The following is an 18,048-nucleotide window of genomic DNA, read 5'->3' on the forward strand; positions in this document are numbered from 1 at the left end:
GCCTCGATGTCCCGCTTCTTTATCGAACGCCCCATCTTCGCGTGGGTCATCGCGCTGGTGATCATGCTGGCGGGCGCGCTGTCGATCGGCGCGCTGCCCGTGAGCCAGTATCCGGCCATCGCGCCGCCGACCATCGCGATCCAGGTCAATTACCCGGGCGCGTCGGCGCAGACCGTGCAGGACACCGTGGTGCAGGTCATCGAGCAGCAGCTCAATGGACTGGACCGCCTGCGCTACATCTCGTCCGAGAGCAACGGCGACGGCAACATGACCATCACCGTCACCTTCGAGCAGGGCACCAACCCGGACATCGCCCAAGTGCAGGTCCAGAACAAGCTGCAGCTGGCCACGCCGCTGCTGCCGCAGGAGGTGCAGCAGCAGGGCATCCGCGTAACCAAGTCGGTGCGCAATTTCCTGATGATCGTCGGCGTGGTATCCAGCGACGGCAGCATGACGCGCGAGGACCTCGCCAACTACATCGTCTCGAACATCCAGGACCCGCTGTCGCGCACGCCGGGCGTGGGCGACTTCCAGGTATTCGGCGCGCAGTACGCGATGCGGATCTGGCTCGATCCGGCCAGGCTCACCGCCTACCAGCTGACGCCGTCGGACGTCAGGACCGCGATCCAGGCGCAGAACGTGCAGGTCGCGTCGGGACAGCTGGGCGGACTGCCGTCGGTCGCCGGCCAGCAGCTGAACGCGACCGTGGTCGGCAAGACGCGGCTGCAGACGCCCGAGCAGTTCCGCGAGATCCTGCTCAAGGTCAACGGCGACGGCTCGCAGGTCCGGCTCAAGGACGTGGCGGAAGTCGGCCTCGGCGGCCAGGACTACAACATCAATGCGCAGTACAACGGCCGCCCGGCCTCCGGCATCGCGATCCGCCTCGCCAGCGGCGCCAACGCGCTCGATACCGCCAAGGCGATCCGCGCGACGCTGGGCGAGCTCGAGCCGTTCTTCCCGCCGAGCATGCAGGTGGTCTATCCGTACGACACCACGCCGGTGATCTCGGCCTCGATCGAGGGCGTGGTGCGCACGCTGCTCGAGGCCGTGGTGCTGGTGTTCCTGGTGATGTATCTGTTCCTGCAGAACGTGCGTGCCACGCTGATTCCCACCATTGCGGTGCCGGTGGTGCTGCTGGGCACCTTCGGCGTGCTGGCGGCGTTCGGCTATTCGATCAATACGCTGACGATGTTCGGCATGGTGCTGGCGATCGGGCTGCTGGTCGACGACGCCATCGTGGTGGTCGAGAACGTCGAGCGGCTGATGGCCGAGGAAGGGCTGTCGCCGAAGGAAGCCGCGCGCCGATCGATGGGGCAGATCCAGGGCGCGCTGATCGGCATCGCGCTGGTGCTGTCCGCGGTGTTCCTGCCGATGGCGTTCTTCGGCGGCTCCACCGGCGTCATCTACCGGCAGTTCTCGATCACCATCGTGTCGGCGATGGTGCTGTCGGTGCTGGTCGCGCTGGTGCTGACGCCGGCGCTGTGCGCGACCATGCTGCGTCCGCTGCCGCAGCACGGGCATGGGCATGGAGGCGGGAACGGGCATGGCGCGCCGAAACGCGGCCCGCTGGGCTGGTTCAATCGCGGCTTCGACGCGGCCACGCGCGGTTACGAACGCGGCGTGGTGGCGGTGCTCAAACGCCGCGGCCGCTACTTCGCCGTCTACCTGCTGATCCTCGCGCTGGCGGCGTGGATGTTCACGCGGATCCCGACATCGTTCCTGCCGGACGAGGACCAGGGCGTGCTGTTCGCGCAGGTGCAGACGCCGCCCGGCGCGTCGGCGCAGCGCACGCAACAGGTACTGGACCGGCTGCGCGAATACCTGCTGCAGGAGGAGGGTGGCGTGGTGCAGTCGCTGTTCACCGTCAACGGCTTCAACTTCGCCGGCCGCGGCCAGAGCTCGGGCTTTGCGTTCGTGCTGCTCAAGCCGTGGCACGAACGCCTCGGCGAGGCGACCAGCGTGTTCGATCTTGCGCGGCGGGCGCAGGCGCGGTTCAGCGGCATGCGCGATGCGATGGCCTTCGCCTTCGTGCCGCCGGCCGTGATGGAGCTGGGCAATGCGACCGGCTTCGACGTCTATCTGCAGGACCGGGCCGGCGTCGGCAGAGCGGTGCTGATGCAGGCGCGCGACCGCTTCCTGCAGCTCGCCGCCCAGCGTCCGGAGCTGCAGCGGGTGCGGATGAACGGCCTGAACGACGAGCCGCAATACCGGCTGGAGATCGACGACGAGAAGGCGCGCGCGCTCGGCGTGTCGCTGGCCGAGATCAACAGCACGGTGTCGATCGCCTGGGGCTCCAGCTATGTCAACGACTTCATCGACCAGGGCCGCGTCAAGCGGGTCTATCTGCAGGGCAGGCCCGACGCGCGGATGAACCCCGACGATCTGGCCAAATGGTTCGTGCGCAACGAGCGCGGCGCCATGGTGCCGTTCACCGCGTTTGCCAGCGGCAGCTGGGGCTACGGCTCGCCCAAGCTGCAGCGCTACAACGGCGTGGCGGCGATCCAGATCCTGGGCGAGCCGGCGCCCGGCCACAGCTCCGGCGAAGCGATGGCCGCGGTGGAGGCGATCATGGCGCAGATGCCGGCCGGCGTGGGCTACTCCTGGAGCGGGCTGTCGTACGAGGAGCGGCTGTCGGGCGCGCAGGCCCCGGCGCTGTACGCGCTGTCGCTGCTGGTCGTATTCCTGTGCCTGGCCGCGCTGTACGAGAGCTGGACGATCCCGTTCTCGGTGATGCTGATCGTGCCGCTCGGCATCGTCGGCGCGCTGGCGGCGACGCTGCTGCGCGGCCTGCCCAACGATGTGTTCTTCCAGGTCGGCCTGCTGACGACGATGGGGCTGTCGGCCAAGAACGCCATCCTGATCGTCGAGTTCGCCAAGGCGCTGCACGACCAGGGCAAGGGCATCGTCGAGGCCGCGATCGAGGCGAGCCGGATGCGGCTGCGGCCCATCGTGATGACATCGCTGGCCTTCGTGCTCGGCGTGGTGCCGCTGGCCACGTCGGTCGGCGCGGGCTCGGGCAGCCAGCATGCGATCGGCACCGGCGTGATCGGCGGCATGATCACGGCGACGGTGCTGGCGATCTTCTGGGTGCCGCTGTTCTATGTCGCGGTGCACCGCTGGTTCGGCGGAAAGTACGGCCCACAGGCCGCCGAAGCCTCGACAAGGACCGCGTGAAGAACCTTACCGCCCGGGTATTTGTTACTCACGGACCCGGGGCCCGGTCGCGAGCCGATGCCGGCGGCACAAGCCTTCCTCCGGCCGCAGGCGCGCGCTGACGCGGATTGCGGCCCCTGCTGCGCATGCGCCGCCGCCAATGGCAGGCTTCTTGCAGCTTGCCCGCAGGCATCGTGATGAATGGAGGGCACCATGGCACAGCAACCGCAAGGTGGGCAGGGCGGAAAGGGCGGCAGCGGCGGGGGGTGGACAGAACGCCGGGCAGAATCCCGCCACCGATCCGGCGCAGCGTCCCGATCCCGAGGCCGCGAATACCGATGAGACCGTGCAGGCCGAGGAGCGCGCCGCGGGCGGCGGGTCGGGCGGCGCCTCGGGCGGCGTGTCCGGCAGCGGCAACACGCTGGGCGATGGCATGACGGCCGGCGGCGCGGAGAACGTCGAGGAGCGCAAGGTCCTCCAGCAGGATCAGGGCGACCAGGACGACCAGGACGGCCAGAACGACAACAAGGGAGACAAGGGCCAGCAGGGCCCCGTGAAGATCGCCGTCGCCGGCGACGAACACGGGGACGAGGACGCGACCAGCCAATAGCAATGGATTGCCGCGGCGCACCGGCGCAGGTCCACGGCGCGATGGGTGCCGTGGACGGTTCGGCGCCGGTACGTCGGGCATCAACCGCTGAGCAAGCAGAGGAGCACCCGATGAAAACCACCTGGGTCCTGGTGGCCGACGAGGCCATCGCCCGTATTCTCGAAGGGCACAAGCCCGGCCAGGAACTGGCCTGCATCGATGAACTGACCGACGCCGGCGCGCATGCCGATGCCGCCGACCTGCGTCGCGACGCCTACGGACGCCGCGCAGGCGCCGGAGCGGGCCCCGGCGCGGGGCCGGCCGTGGGCGGCGGCACGGGCCGCCAGCGTGCGCCATCGAGCGTCACGTCGTCGGCCGGCGAGGACGAACTGCATCTCGAGGCCGAGGGCTTTGCCCGGCGCGTTGCCGAGCATCTGGCCGATGCACTGCAGAAGCAGCGCTATGACGAGTTGCGCATCGCCGCGGCGCCGCGCTTCCTCGGCCTGCTGCGCAAGCACCTGCCCGCGCAGGTCGCCAACGTGGTGACCGAGGAGGTCGACAAGGACCTGGTGCATCTGCCCGAGCGCGAACTGACCGAACGGCTGTTCGCCGCGAAGTTCGCCGGCGATCGGGCCGGCGGCCAGTCCGCCAGCTGAGCGCGAGGCCGCCATGCCGCGCCGTGCGGTGGGTGCGGTCCGTAATCTCTACGGACTGCTGAAGGACACGGTCACCGCCTGGATCGACGATTACGCGCCCAGCATGGGCGCGGCGATCGCCTACTACACGGTGTTCTCGGTGGCGCCGCTGCTGCTGATCGTCATTTCGGTGGCGGGCGTGGTGTTCGGCGCCGACGCCGCACGCGGGGCCATCGTCGCCGAGCTGCAGGGCTTTTTCGGCACCGAGGGCGCGAAGGCCATCGAGGACATGCTGGCGGCGGTCAGCGAACCGGCCACCAGCACGCTGACGGCGCTGGCCGGGCTGGTCACGTTGCTGATCGGCGCGACCACCGTGTTCGCCGAACTGCAGAGCGCGCTCGACCGCATCTGGCGCGTGCCGGAACGGCAGAAAACCTCGGGGTTGTGGGGCCTGCTGCGCGCGCGCGTGCTGTCGTTCGGCATGATCCTCGGCATCGGCTTCCTGCTGATCGTGTCACTGCTGGCGAGCGCCGCGCTGGCTGCGCTGTCGCGCGGATGGGCGCCGCTGTTCGGGGAAGAGGAGGCGCTGGCCCATGCCGTCGACTTCGTCTTCAGCCTGGCGGTGATCACCACGGGCTTCGCGATGATCTACAAGATCATGCCGCGAGCCCGCGTGCGCTGGCCCGACGTCTGGCTGGGCGCGCTGGTGACCGCGCTGCTGTTTACGTTCGGCAAGTTCCTGATCGGCCTGTATATCGGCAAGACGGGCGTGGCATCGGGCTACGGCGCCGCGGGTTCGCTGGTGGTGCTGCTGGTGTGGGTCTATTACTCCGCGCAGATCTTCCTGCTCGGGGCGGAATTCACCTGGCTGTATGCGCATCGCTACGGCTCGCTGCGCGGGCAGCAGCCGGCCGAACGGACGGTGCAGGTCAAGACCGGGCGCTTTGTCGAACGGCAGCCGGCCGAGCATCCCGGCGAGCGCTCGGGCCAGTCCTAGGCGCGGATCCGGCCGCCGCCGCGGCGGGACGCCATGGTAGAGTACCTGCGGCCGCTGCCCTGTGCGGCGGTGCCCCTCCGCCGAGCGCCCGCACCATGCCGATCACGTACCTGCGCAATCTGACCGGAAAGGACAGGAGTACCCTGGCCAACTGGCAACTGGCCCGCTACCTGGCCTTCGTCGCCGGGGCCATCAATGCCGGCGGCTTTCTCGCGGTACACCAGTACACCTCGCACATGACCGGCATCGTGTCCGCGATGGCCGACGACCTCGCCGTCGGCCATGCCGCGCTGATGCTGGCCGGATTGGGCGCGTTGATCTGCTTCGTGGCGGGCGCCGCACTGTCGGCGATGCTGGTCAATTGGGCGCGGCGGGTGCGGCTGCACAGCCAGTACGCGCTGCCGCTGATGGTCGAAGCCGCCCTGCTGCTGTGCTTCGGTCTGCTGGGCGGCAATCTCGAACGTCGCGAATGGCTGTTCGTGCCCGCCACCGTCGCGGTGTTGTGTTTCATCATGGGTCTGCAGAACGCGTTGATCACCAAGCTGTCGCGCGCCGAGATCCGTACCACGCACGTGACCGGCATGGTCACCGATATCGGAATCGAACTCGGCAAGCTGTTCTACTGGAACCTGACCGAAGGCGAGGGCGCGGCGCGCGTCGTCGCCGATCGGCGCAAGCTTGTCATGCTGGCCACGCTGGTTGGCCTGTTCTTCGTCGGCGGCGCCGCCGGTGCGCTGGGTTTCAAGCAGGTCGGTTTTGGCATGACGGTGCTGTTCGCGGCGCTGCTTGGCGCGCTGGCGGCCGTACCGGTCTGGGATGATCTGCGCCGGCTCGCGTCGCGCCGCTAGTCCGCCGCCGGCTCGCGGCGCCGCTCGCCGAAGCGGGCGAGGTAGTGCCATACCTTCTTCAACTCCTGCGAGTCATGCTGTCCGCCGCGGGCCGCCTCGCCGATCAGCGCGGGCGTCAGCCAGCCGCCGCGTGCCAGCGCGCAGCCCAGTTCGACGTAGCGCGGGCCGCGATAGCCGGGGTGGCGGCGCAGTTCGTCGACCGACAGCCGGAAGCCCGCATGCCATTCCAGCGCGCAAGGCAGCGCGCGGGCCATCGCCTCGATCTCGGTACCGCGATAGCAGGGATCGAGCACAAGCGCCTCGATATCGCGCGCCAGATCGACCGGTCCGTGCACCTGCGCCTCGATATAGTCGTCGAGCGGGTCGGGCTGCGCCGTGGCTGCCAGCGCCATCAGGCCCATGCGCTCGGCCACACCGAACGCGGTGGGCTCGTAGACGCTGTCGGGATAGCAGAAGGTGGTGCGGCCCAGCACCGCGCCGGTCAGCCGCAGATGCGCCGAGCCGAAGCGCGGCGAGCCGCCGGTGGCTCGGCGGCGGAAATTGAGCGCGCCGTACTTCGGGCGCTCGGCCGGCGCGGCGTCATCGTAGGCGCCGCCGAACAGCCGGCTCTCCCACTGCCAGCGGTCGCCGCCGGGGTGCGCGGTCAGTCCGCCATTGCTGGTGCCGGTCTCGAACTGCGAGCGATAGACGCCGTCGCGCGCGAGCGCGTGCAGGAAGGGCAGGCCGCGATGCAGGCGGTCCGGATGGAAATTGAGCGTGACGCGCAGCGTCGGGTCGATCGGCTCGCCGAGGCTGCGTGCGGCGACATGGGCGAGGGCGCGCGCCTGCGGAGAATCCGGGGGCGGCACCCATGCATTGCGGGCATCGATGGCGTGGACGGGCATGACGGTCGCTCGGCGTTCGGCTGGCTTGCGGCTTGATCTTGCGCTCACCGCGTCGGCGCTCACTGCGCGCCTTGCATTCTAACGTCGCCGATGCCGATGCCGATGCCTGTCCTTCGTCCCATCAAGCCTGCATGCCGTCCAGCACCTTGTCCAGCGTCAGCGGATAGCTGCGCAGCCGGATGCCGGTGGCGTTGAACACGGCGTTGGCCAGCGAGGCCCCGGCCCCGCAGATGCCCAGCTCGCCGACGCCCTTGGCGCCGAGCGGATTGGCCTTGTCGTCGTATTCGTCGAGGAAGACCGCCTCGATCGCCGGGATGTCCGCATGCGCGGGCACGTGGTAGCCGGCCAGGTCGCGATTGACGAAGGCGCCGTAGCGCGGGTCCACCATGGTCTCTTCCATCAGCGCCGCGCCGACGCCCCAGATCATGCCGCCGATCATCTGCGAGCGCGCCGTCTTTGGGTTCAGGATGCGGCCCGCGGCGAATACGCCCAGCATGCGCCGCAGCCGGATTTCGCCGGTGTCCATGTCGACGCCGACCTCGGCGAAATGCGCGCCGTAGGCGTGCTGCGAATAAGTCTGGTATTCCGGACCGCGCTGCACCTCGCCGGTGACGCTGAGCCCGTCGGGCATCGCACGGGCGAGCAGCGCGCCCACCGGCTCCGATCTGCCACCGGCATGCAGGCGGCCGTCCGCCAGGCGAGCCTGCGCCGGGTCGGTGCCGAACAGCGGCGAGGCGCGGTCCGCCGCGGCGACCTCCGCAAGCCGGCGGCACAGCGCGGCGCAGGTATTGAGCACGGCCGAGCCGGTGCTGGCCGCGCCCCAGGAGCCGCCGGAGCCGGGCGTCGGCGGGAAGTCGCTGTCGCCCATCTCGACCTGCACCGCCTGCAGCGGCAGGCCAAGCGATTGCGCCGCGATCTGCGTCAGGATCGTATAGGTGCCGGTGCCGATATCGGTCATCGACAGCCGCACGCGCGCGGTGGCATCGCGATACAGCGTGACCTCCGCCTTTGACGCCTGCAGGTAGTTCGGCCGGATTGCCGCCGACATGCCGTAGCCGATCAGCCAGCGCCCGTCGCGCATATTGCCCGGCGTCGAGGGGCGGCGCGACCAGCCGAAGCGCTCGGCGCCCTCGCGCATGCAGGCGACCAGGCCCCGTGTGGAAAATGGCACGTTGCGCTCGGGATCGACGCGCGGCTCGTTGCGGATACGCAATTCGATCGGGTCCATCCGCAGCGCATGCGCCAGCTCGTCGACCGCGCACTCCAGCGCCAGCGCGCCCGGGGCCTCGCCCGGCGCGCGCATGATGTCCGACGGCGGCAGGTCGAGCCGCACCAGCCGATGGCTGGTGCGGCGGTTCGGCGCCGCATACAGCGAGCGCGTGAAGGCCGCGGTCTGCTCGGCGAATTCGTCGTACATCGCGGTCTGCTCGATCACGTCGTGCGCCAGCGCGGTCATGCGGCCATCGCGTCCGGCGGCCAGGCGGATGCGCTGGCGTGTTTCGGTGCGATGGTTGGTGTTGGCGAACATCTGCTGCCGCGTCAGCGTGACCTTGACCGGCCGCCCTGTCATGCGCGCGCCGATCGCCGCCAGGATCGCGTCGGCATGGGTCGGCACCTTGGAGCCGAAGCCACCGCCGACATGCTTGCAGACCACGCGCACATTCTCGGCCGGCAGATTCAGCGTGCGCGACACCGCGATCTGGCAGGTATCGACCATCTGCGTCGAGGTATGGATCAGCAGCCGGTCTCCCGACCACTGCGCGACAGTGCCGTGCGGCTCCATCGGATTCACGTGTTCGTACGGGGTCGTATAGGTGGCGTCGATTCGCACCGCCGCGGCGGCAAACGCCGCATCGAAGTCGCCGACCGCGGTGTCGTGCGGCATGCCCGCGTTGATGCCGTCGGGAACGTAGGCGTTGCGCAGCTCGGCCGTCATGTCGAACTTCGCGCCCCATTCCGGCGTGTACCGGACCCGTACGTGTGCCGCGGCGTCGCGCGCGGCCTCGAACGATTCGGCGATCACCAGCGCGACCGGCTGGCCGTAGTGGCGCACGCGGTCGCTGTCGAGCATCGGCTTCGGCCGTTCGAAGCGCCGCGCCACCTTGGGCGGGCCGTAGGGCGATTGCGCCGGCGCGTTGCGATGGGTGACGATCAGGATCACGCCGGGCATCTGCGCGGCGGCCTCGGTATCGATGGCGGCGATGCGGCCGCGCGCGATCGCGCTTTCGACGAGGTAGCCGTAGGCGAGCGGGCCGTTGGGCACGTGATCGCAGGCGTAGACGGCGCGGCCCGTGACCTTGAGGCGTCCCTCGACCCGGTCGACCGGCGTGCCGATCCATTGCTGGCCGGCGTTTTGATCTCTCCGCTGGCGCTGCTGAAGTTCATCCATGGTGGGCTCCGTCGCGTTGGGATGCCTGCGTCAGGCTGGCCTGCAATACCCGCCTTGCCAGCGGAATCTTGAAGTCGTTGCCGCCGAAGCCGCGCGCGCCGGCCAGCGCCGTATCGGCGGCACGGGCGAACAGCTGCGCGGACGGCGCCTTGCCGGTCAGCATGGCCTCGGCCTCCGGCACGCGCCAGGGACGATGCGCGATGCCGCCGAAGGCCGCGCGCACGTTCTGCAGGCGGCCGCCTTCGACCTGCGCGATCAACGCCACCGACACCAGCGCGAAAGCGAACGAGGCCCGGTCGCGCACCTTGCGGTACGACTGGACGCCGGGCGGGGGGCGGCGGCAGCACGACCGCGCCGATCAGCTCGCCAGGCGTCAGATCGGTTTCCAGATGCGGTGTCTGTCCCGGCGCGCGAAAAAGCTGCTGGATCGGGATCACGCGCATGCGCCCGTCGGGCTGCACGGTCTCGATGCGCGCGTCGAGCGCGCTCAGCGCAACCGCCATGTCGGACGGATGCACCGCGATGCAGGCCTCGCTGTGGCCGACCACCGCATGCATGCGGTTGGCGCCGCGCAGCGCCGCGCAGCCCGAACCAGGCGTGCGCTTGTTGCAAGGCATCGCGGTGTCGTAGAAGTAGGGGCAGCGCGTGCGCTGCAGCAGATTGCCGGCGGTGGTGGCCTTGTTGCGGATCTGCGCGGAGGCGCCGGCCAGCAGCGCGCGCGTCAGCAGCGGATAGCGTTCGCGCACCAGCGGGTGGGCCGCCAGGTCGCTGTTGCGCGCGGTCGCGCCGATGCGCAGCGTGCCGTCGGCGCCGGCCTCGATGCCCTGCAGCGGCAGCGCGTTGACGTCGACCAGCCGCGTTGGCCGCTCGATCTGCAGCTTCATCAGGTCGAGCAGATTGGTGCCGCCGGCGATGAAGCGCGCGTCGGGCTGCGCCGCGGACGCGACCGCGTCCCTGAGCGCGGTCGGGCGCTCGTAGGTAAAGGGGATCATCGCTGGCTCCCGGCCGCGCTGCGGATCGCGGCGACGATATTCGGATAGGCGCTGCAGCGGCACAGGTTGCCGCTCATGCGTTCGCGCACCTCGGCCTCGCTCAGGTCCTGCAGCGATACCGTGCGGGCGCCGCTCAGGTCGGCACTGGCATGGCTGGGCACGCCGTCGGCGACCTCGCGCAGCATGCCGACCGCGGAGCAGATCTGCCCGGGCGTGCAGAAGCCGCACTGGAAGCCGTCGTGCGCGATGAAGGCGGCCTGCACCGGATGCAGCTGTCCACCGCGCGCCAAGCCCTCGATCGTGGTGATCTCGTCCTGCTGGTGCATCACCGCCAGCGTCAGGCACGCGTTGATGCGGCGGCCGTTCAGCAGCACCGTGCATGCGCCGCATTGCCCGTGGTCGCAGCCCTTCTTGGTGCCGGTCAGATGCAGCGTCTCGCGCAGCGCGTCGAGCAGCGAGGTGCGGACATCGAGCGCGAGCTGATGGCGTTTGCCGTTGACCGTCAGCATGACCGGTGCGTTCGGTGCGCCCGGCCTGCCGGGTTCGCCGGCTGCGGCCGGCATCGGCGCGCTGTCCGCGGCGCCCGGTGTTTGCGCGACGGCCGGCGTGACGGGCAGCACCGTGATGCCGCCGGCGGCCACCGTGGTACCGAGAAACGCGCGCCGGCTGAGCCGTGGCGTGCCTGTGTCGTCGTGGCGATTGCCCATGGGGGAGCTCCCGAGTCGAGGTGGCGGGGGCGCGGTGCTGCCATGGAGGGGACCGAGGCGCAGCAGCGCGATGCGGCGCAGTTTGCGCAATCGCTGGATCGGGTGGTAGCCTCGGCGCGGTTGAAACCTCTTCAACCGAATGGCAGGAAACGAGGCGGGCATTGGCTTTGGCGGCGACGCCGTCAGCGCATCGTCACGACGCTGTCAGCGTGGTGACAGTTTCGGGTCAGCGGCTTGTCAGCGCGCTGCCGCGATACTGCAAGCCAGGGGCCGCCGGGCGCGATCGACGCGGGCCGCGACGGCCCCGATCATCCCCACATTCCCCCCTTCGAACCGCACGGACAGGATGGCGCGATGGACCGCTTGCGAGCGCTGACGGTATTCGTACGTGTGGCCCAGGCCCGCAGCTTCAGCCAGGGCGCGCGCGAGCTCGGCATGTCGCCGCAGGCGGCCAGCAAGCAGGTGATGCTGCTCGAACGGATGCTCGGCGTGCGGCTGCTGCACCGTACCACGCAGAAGGTCGGGCTGACCCGCGAGGGGGGGAGCAGCTGCTGGCGCAGTGCCAGCGTCCCGTCGAATCGCTCGAGGTGGCGCTGCGCCATATCGATGGCGACCGCGAACACGTGGCCGGCGTGGTACGCGTTGCGGCGCCGTATTCGCTGGCGCACCGCTATGTCGCGCCGGCCATCGCCGCGTTCGTGCAGGCGTATCCCGACGTCGCGGTCGAGTTGCTGGTCGGCGACCAGCTGACCGACGTGATCGAGCAGGGCATCGATATCGGCCTGCGTACCGGCAGCCTGCCCGACAGCTCGCTGGTGGCGCGCCGCATCGCGCCGCTGCAGCTGATCGTCTGCGCGGCGCCTGCCTATCTGGAGCGGCACGGCGTGCCGCGGAGCATCGCCGAGCTGGAGCGGCACCGTTGCACGAGCTTCCTGCATCCGCGCACGGGCAAGGTGTTTCCGTGGGAATTTCTCGTCGACGGCGCGATCGAGACGCGCACCTTTGCGCCGTTCGTCGCGACCAACGATGTCGATGCCGAGGTCGAGACGGTGGCCAGCGGCGCGGCGATCGGGCAGTTCTTCCAGTACGCGGTGGCGCAGCACCTGCGGGCCGGGCGGCTGGTGCCGGTGCTGCCCCAGCATACGACCGAGCGCTACGGGGTGTTCCTGTACATGCCGGCACGCGCGCACGTGCCGCGGCGCAATCGCCTGCTGGCGGATTTTCTGGTGCAGACGCTGGCCGAACATGAGGACTTCCAGCGCATTGTGCTGGAGCTGCCGGCCGTGCGGCGGCGCGCCTGATCGACGCGCCGCCGCGGTTCCACTACGCGGCTCGCCTTACGACGCCGGACACGGCAGGGCCGCCGCGATCTGCGGCCGGCCCTGCGCGATGGCCGGCGAATCGTCCGCGCTCACCGTGTTGTCGGTGAACCTGCAGCCGTAGTCGGGCCGCGCCACGGTGGCGGCGTCGAGCACGTTGTCGCCCTCCGGCCTCGGCCCGCCCTGTTCCCACTGCACCATCGCCTCGAACGCCGCCTTCTGCTCGGCCACCGTGAAATCGCAATGGCTGACGCCGCGGATCGCGCGCTGCACCAGCCATTGCGCGGTACCCTGCGCATCGGCCCGCCGCTTGTAGATCTGCTGCATGCTGAACGGCACGTACATGTCGCCGAGCGTATGCAGCGTGACCACCGGCACGTTGATGCGCGCATTGGTCTTCGGGATCCAGCGCAGGCCGTCGCGCCGCAGCCGGTTGGCCTCGGGATCGGCCCTGGCGCGCAGGATGGTCTCGTTCAGCGTGGTTTCCTCCGCCGACAGCGCCGGATCGCCGTCGAGCTGGTAGACGATGTTGGCGGTCGAGACGCCGTTGCGGTTCAGGATGCCGTTGATGGTGCCGTCGCCGCCGAAGGTGCCCCACACGGTGTTCTGCACCGGGCCAGCGAAGCCCTGATCGAACATGGGCCGGGCGCCGCCAGTCAGGTTCTGCACGATCGCCTTGACCTTGTCGCCCTGCGCGGTGGTCGCGCTCGGGAACGTGGTGAACAGCGCGTCGCGCACCGCTGGCGCGATCTCGGCCCAGTTGTTCACCGGCCAGGCCGTGGCCGGACGGCCCGCGTATTGCTGGGCCGCCAGCTGGTAGGCCGCGAAGTAGTCGAACAGTTCGGTATCGCCGAGCACGCCGCACATCGGCACCGCGCCGTGATAGCGGACCTTGTTGTTGGCGGTATCCAGCGTTTCCTGGTCGACCGCCGCTGCCGCGATATGGCCGCCCATCGAATGGCCGACGATATAGATGCGGCTGGGCGGCGCCAGCGGCCGCCGGTTTTGCGCGGCGATCTGCACGAAGGCCAGCGCGAGCGCGTTGGTGTCCTCGACGCCGGCGCGCACGTCGTAGTAGTTCTTGCTGTAGCTCGAGGCCGCCCATGCGTAGCCGGCCTCGATCAGATGGCGGCGGATGCTCGGCGTGGTGACGCCCAGCGCCGCGCCGGTGCCGGCATAGCCGTGCGCGTACATCACCAGCTTGCCGTTCCACTGCTTGGGAACCTCGATGCGATAGCCGGAGCCCTTCAGCGTGCCGGTCCAGCGGTCGGTCTCCGGAGCGTCGGGCAGCGCCGCGAAGGCGAGGGCGGCTTCGTTGACGGTGAAGGTGCGGCTGTCCTGGGCGCGGGTCTCTTCGGGCTGGCGCGGCGGATCGTCGTCGTCGCCGCCGCAGGCAGCGAGCGGCAATGCGGCGGCCAGCGCCAGCGCCAGGGCGGCGCGCTTGGTGAGCTGCATGGTTGTCTCCTCGTTATCTCGTTTTCGATACTGGGAGGCCTTCGCCTTCATGCCGCACTGCCACATCGCTTCGTCACGAAAACGAACGACCGTGCACGAAGTCTAAAGACGAGGAGACGAAAAGTAAAGAAAAGCCGCCCGACGTTTCGCGTGGCGAAATGCCGGGCGAGGTGGCCGGTATTCCCGTCGTCCCCGCAAGGCGTGGGGACCACAGCAGCAGCAGCGCATGGAAACCTAGCCGCGCTTCGGGATTTCCAGGCCCCGGATCACGGCCGGCCGCGCGACAAAGGCGTCCAGCACCCGCTGCACCTGCGGAAAATCGTCGAAGCCGACCAGCTCCCGGGCCTCGTAGAAGCCGACCAGGTTGCGGATCCACGGGAAGGTCGCGACATCGGCGATGGTGTACTGCTCGCCCATGATCCAGTCGCGCCCGGCCAGGTGTTTCTCGAGCACGCCCAGCAGGCGCCGCGATTCGGCGACGTAGCGGTCGCGCGGGCGCTTGTCCTCGTACTCCTTGCCGGCGAACTTGTGGAAGAAGCCGACCTGGCCGAACATCGGGCCGACGCCGCCCATCTGGAACATCACCCACTGGATGGTCTGATAGCGCGCGGCCGGATCGGCGGGGAGCAGCTTGCCGGTCTTCTCGGCCAGGTACAGCAGGATCGCGCCGGATTCGAACAGCGCCAGCGGCTTGCCGCCCGGGCCGTTGGGATCGAGGATCGCCGGGATCTTGTTGTTCGGATTCAGCGACAGGAATTCGGGCGAGAGCTGATCGTCGGCCTCGAACCGAACCAGGTGCGGCTCATAGGGGGAGCCCGATTTCCTCCAGCATGATCGACGCCTTGACGCCGTTGGGCGTCGTCAGCGAATACAGCTGCAGCCGGTCGGGATGTTGGGCGGGCCATTTGCGGGTGATCGGGTACGCGGAAAGATCGGGCATGGTTCCTTGGTCTTGGTCCTGGTTTGACGGGACGGTTGCCGCCGCGGATGGCGATGTCGCGGGGCGATGCTACCGGAGGGCACCGGGAGGGCGCCGACGATGGCGCCGAGGGTGGCTCCGTGCGTCGCGATCGGCCGCGGCGGGCAGAGGCGATCATAAGCGCTTTGCCCGCGACGCGCCGGGACGGGCCCGCGCCGGCCCGCGCCGGACATCGGCGGAGACCACCGGCCGTTTTGGTACGATGCACGCTTCCCGAATTCGCAGTCCTCCGTGTGAAGCGTCTTTTCCTACTCAGCGCCGGCCACGCCGGCGAGCGCGCGCCATGATGCGCGACCGTCTGCGCAGCACCCTCGCCGACTGGCGGGCGCGGCTGCGCCGGCCGACCGGCCGCCAGATCGCCTGGGGCGTGGCCGCGGTGCCCGTCCTCTTTCTCGCCTATACGCTGGTGCTGGTGCCGTTTTACGCCCGGCATCAGCGATATCCGCAAGGCCAAGTCCGAGCGCCCCGCCCAGGTGCTGTCGGCCGACGGCAAGGTGCTGGCCGAGTTCAAGCGCGCCAACCGCGACTGGGTGCCGCTGGACAAGATTTCGCCCAACGTGGTGGCGGCATTGATCTCCACGGAGGACCACCGCTTCTACGAGCATTTCGGCCTGGACTGGCGGCGCACCGCGGCGGCGGCCTGGTACACGCTGTCCGGCGACCGGCAGGGCGGCTCCACGCTGACCCAGCAGCTGGCGCGCAACCTGTATCCCGAGGAGATCGGCCGCGCCGCCAGCGTGACGCGCAAGATCAAGGAAGCGATCACCGCGCTGAAGATCGAGGCGCTGTATTCGAAGGACGAGATTCTCGAGACCTATCTGAACACGGTGCCGTTCCTGTACAACGCGACCGGCATCGAGATGGCGGCGCGCACCTATTTCGACAAGCCGGCCGACCGGCTCGACGTGCTCGAGAGCGCCACGCTGGTTGGCATGCTCAAGGGCACCAGCTACTACAACCCGGTGCTCAATCCCGAGCGCGCGGTCGAGCGCCGCAATACGGTGCTGGCGCAGATGGTCAAGCGCGGCAAGCTCAAGCCCGCGCAGTTCGATGCGCTGAAGAAGCGCCCGCTGCGGATCGACTTCGAGCGGCAATCGCCCGAGGAGGGACCGGCCCCGCATTTCGCGCAGCAGCTGCGCAAGTGGCTGATCGACTGGGCCGACCGCAACGACTACAACATCTACACCGACGGGCTGGTGGTCCATACCACCATCGATTCGCGGCTGCAGGCGATGGCCAACCAGGCGGTGGCGCGCCAGGGCGCGCGGCTGCAGGGCATCGCCAATGCCGCGTGGTCCCCGCGCGGCGGCTGGAGCGCGAATCGCGCGCTGGTCGAGGCCTTCATGCGCGAGACCGCCCAGTACCGGGCCGCGCGCGAGGCGGGCCTCGCCGATGCCGACGCGCTAGCGCAGCTGCGCAAGGACGCCGACGCGATGCAGAAACTGCACGAGCAGAAGACGCGCATCCAGGCGGGCTTTCTGGCGCTCGATCCGCGCACCGGAGAGATCCGCGCGTGGGTCGGCAGCCGCGACTTCGCCGAGGATGCGTTCGACCACGTGCAACAGGCGCGCCGCCAGCCCGGTTCGACCTTCAAGCCCTTCGTCTATGGCGCGGCCTTTGCGCAGGGCATCGGCCCGGACACGACGCTGCGCGACGAGGCGGTCGAGATCCGGCTGGCCGGTGGCGAGGTCTGGCGCCCGACCGACGGTGGGCCGCCGAGCGGTCGCGATCTGACGCTGCGCGACGGCCTCGTCTATTCGAAGAACACCATCACCGCGCAGCTGATGCAGCAGGTCGGCCCGGTGCGCGTGGCCAATCTGGCACGCGCGATGGGCGTGCGGCAGAGCCGGCTCGATACGGTGCCCTCGCTGGCGCTGGGCACCAGTCCCGTGACGCTGAAGGAAATGGTCGCGGCCTACGGCACCATCGCCAACGGCGGCGCCTATCTCGAGCCGACCATGGTGACCCGCATCGAGGACCGCGACGGCCATGTGCTGGAGTCCTTCCGCCCGGCGTCGGCGGAGCGCGTCTTGCCGCCCGCGGTCGCCTACACGCTGCTCGACGTGATGCGCGATGTGGTCGCCCGCGGCACCGGGGCCAGCATCCGCACCCGCTACGGCATCCATGCCGACGTCGCCGGCAAGACCGGCACCACGCAGGACAACGCCGATGGCTGGTTCATCCTGATGCATCCGCAGCTGGTGGCCGGCGCCTGGGTCGGCTTCAACGACGCGCGCGTGACGCTGCGCAGCGACTACTGGGGCCAGGGCGCGCACAGCGCGCTGCCGATCGTCGGCGACGTGTTCCGCCGCGCCTTGCAGACGCGCGCCATCGACCAGCGCGTGCGCTTCGAGAACCAGCAGCAGCCCGGCATGCTCGATCCGTGGCTGAAGTCGGTGGAAGGCTGGTGGGCGCGCACCTTCGGTTCCGCGTCGGAGCCGGAGGCGACGGCCGAGGTCCACGTTGCGCCGGCGCCGGCCGGGCGGCCGGAGGCGCCGGTGGATAGCGGCATGGCTTCCGAGCCAGAGGTGCTGGACGAGGCCGAGCCGGTACCGCTGCCGACCGATCCGCAGGCATCGGCGCCGTTCGGGGAAGCGGTGCCGGGGTCCGGGCAGCCGGCATCGGCCGGCGCGGCGCCCGGGGCGATCAACGGAACGGTCGGCACGCCTTCTGCGGCCGGGACGAATGCGGGGCCGAATACGGGGGGCTATCCGGGAACCTATCCAGGTTCGGGCACTGGCGCCGGCACGGGCACGGGCACGGGCACGGGCACCGGCACGGGCATCGGCAACCCCGCGCCGCCGGCGGTGCAGGGCGGTGGCGCCGCGCAAGGGCCGGCGAACGGATCGGCCGGTGCGCCGCCATCGGCCACGTCGCCGTCGCCGGCGGCTCCCGCTCCCTCTGCTGCACCGTCCGCTGCGCCGCTGCCGCAGGCCGCACCGCCCGCCGTACCGTCGACACCGGCACCGGCGCCAACCCCGGCCCCAACCCCGGCACCGGCATCGCCGGCCACCAACGGCGCGGCCGGCTCCAATGCACCCGGCTGATCGCAGTAGTCGCCGCAGTGCCCCATGCGCTATGCTTGCGCGATTTGGTGAGGA

Annotated in this window: 11 protein-coding genes and 4 pseudogenes; 8 read left to right on the forward strand and 7 right to left on the reverse strand. The window is 69.9% G+C overall.

The genetic code is table 11. The features are described 5' to 3' along the window. The first annotated feature begins 6 nt into the window (after positions 1-6). The 5 genes and pseudogenes from OJJOAM_RS20245 to OJJOAM_RS20265 form a co-directional block, all read left to right on the forward strand. Positions 7-3,174: an efflux RND transporter permease subunit gene (locus OJJOAM_RS20245; protein WP_422650897.1), complete on the forward strand. Its 3,168-nt coding sequence runs from the start codon at positions 7-9 to the stop codon at positions 3,172-3,174. 139 nt (positions 3,175-3,313) lie between these two features. Next, the gene (locus OJJOAM_RS20250; protein ID WP_422650898.1) at positions 3,314-3,763 is read left to right on the forward strand and encodes a hypothetical protein; all 450 of its coding nucleotides are present in this window, start codon (positions 3,314-3,316) and stop codon (positions 3,761-3,763) included. Positions 3,764-3,873: 110 nt separating this feature from the next. Further along, on the forward strand, positions 3,874-4,398 hold the full coding sequence (locus OJJOAM_RS20255; protein ID WP_422650899.1) for a host attachment protein: 525 nt from the start codon (positions 3,874-3,876) through the stop codon (positions 4,396-4,398). Positions 4,399-4,411: 13 nt separating this feature from the next. Further along, on the forward strand, positions 4,412-5,374 hold the full coding sequence (locus tag OJJOAM_RS20260; protein ID WP_422650900.1) for a YihY/virulence factor BrkB family protein: 963 nt from the start codon (positions 4,412-4,414) through the stop codon (positions 5,372-5,374). A gap of 95 nt (positions 5,375-5,469) precedes the next feature. Next, positions 5,470-6,201, forward strand: a pseudogene (locus OJJOAM_RS20265) (YoaK family protein); the annotation flags it as partial. A gap of 17 nt (positions 6,202-6,218) precedes the next feature. On the opposite strand, the gene OJJOAM_RS20270 reads toward OJJOAM_RS20265, so the two are convergent. From OJJOAM_RS20270 to OJJOAM_RS20290, 5 genes and pseudogenes are all read right to left on the reverse strand, one after another. After that, positions 6,219-7,106, reverse strand: a complete 888-nt coding sequence (locus tag OJJOAM_RS20270) for a DUF3626 domain-containing protein (RefSeq protein ID WP_422650901.1) — start codon at positions 7,104-7,106, stop codon at positions 6,219-6,221. Between the two features lie 121 nt (positions 7,107-7,227). Then, complete coding sequence (locus OJJOAM_RS20275) at positions 7,228-9,495, reverse strand: molybdopterin cofactor-binding domain-containing protein (RefSeq protein ID WP_422650902.1); 2,268 nt, start codon at positions 9,493-9,495, stop codon at positions 7,228-7,230. Then, positions 9,488-10,487: pseudogene (locus tag OJJOAM_RS20280) on the reverse strand (FAD binding domain-containing protein). Before OJJOAM_RS20280 ends, OJJOAM_RS20275 begins: the two are co-directional and overlap by 8 nt. Then, a complete protein-coding gene (locus OJJOAM_RS20285) occupies positions 10,484-11,194 on the reverse strand; it encodes a 2Fe-2S iron-sulfur cluster-binding protein (protein WP_422650903.1) in 711 nt (236 codons plus the stop codon). The pseudogene OJJOAM_RS20280 and the gene OJJOAM_RS20285 overlap by 4 nt, the downstream one beginning before the upstream one ends. 237 nt (positions 11,195-11,431) lie before the next feature. Continuing rightward, the gene (locus tag OJJOAM_RS20290; RefSeq protein WP_422651094.1) at positions 11,432-11,698 is read right to left on the reverse strand and encodes a hypothetical protein; all 267 of its coding nucleotides are present in this window, start codon (positions 11,696-11,698) and stop codon (positions 11,432-11,434) included. On the opposite strand from OJJOAM_RS20290, the gene OJJOAM_RS20295 reads away from it, so the two are divergent. Beyond that, positions 11,585-11,944, forward strand: a complete 360-nt coding sequence (locus OJJOAM_RS20295) for a helix-turn-helix domain-containing protein (protein ID WP_422650991.1) — start codon at positions 11,585-11,587, stop codon at positions 11,942-11,944. The genes OJJOAM_RS20290 and OJJOAM_RS20295 overlap by 114 nt on opposite strands. Continuing rightward, positions 11,827-12,495 carry a substrate binding domain-containing protein gene (locus tag OJJOAM_RS20300; protein ID WP_422650904.1) on the forward strand — a complete coding sequence of 223 codons (669 nt, stop codon included), beginning with the start codon at positions 11,827-11,829 and terminating at the stop codon, positions 12,493-12,495. The genes OJJOAM_RS20295 and OJJOAM_RS20300 overlap by 118 nt, the downstream gene beginning before the upstream one ends. Positions 12,496-12,531: 36 nt before the next feature. Here OJJOAM_RS20300 and OJJOAM_RS20305 read toward each other — a convergent pair whose 3' ends face one another. Together OJJOAM_RS20305 and OJJOAM_RS20310 are read right to left on the reverse strand one after the other, a co-directional pair. Next, positions 12,532-13,968, reverse strand: coding sequence for an alpha/beta hydrolase family protein (locus tag OJJOAM_RS20305; RefSeq protein ID WP_422650905.1), 1,437 nt, complete (start codon positions 13,966-13,968; stop codon positions 12,532-12,534). Positions 13,969-14,202: 234 nt separating this feature from the next. Further along, positions 14,203-14,908: pseudogene (locus OJJOAM_RS20310) on the reverse strand (glutathione binding-like protein). A gap of 322 nt (positions 14,909-15,230) precedes the next feature. Here OJJOAM_RS20310 and OJJOAM_RS20315 point away from each other — a divergent pair. Next, positions 15,231-17,664: pseudogene (locus OJJOAM_RS20315) on the forward strand (penicillin-binding protein 1A); the annotation flags it as partial. Positions 17,665-18,048: the final 384 nt, after the last annotated feature.

The sequence above is a fragment of the Cupriavidus sp. H18C1 genome (assembly GCF_049311595.1).
Classification (GTDB): Bacteria; Pseudomonadota; Gammaproteobacteria; order Burkholderiales; family Burkholderiaceae; genus Cupriavidus; species Cupriavidus cauae.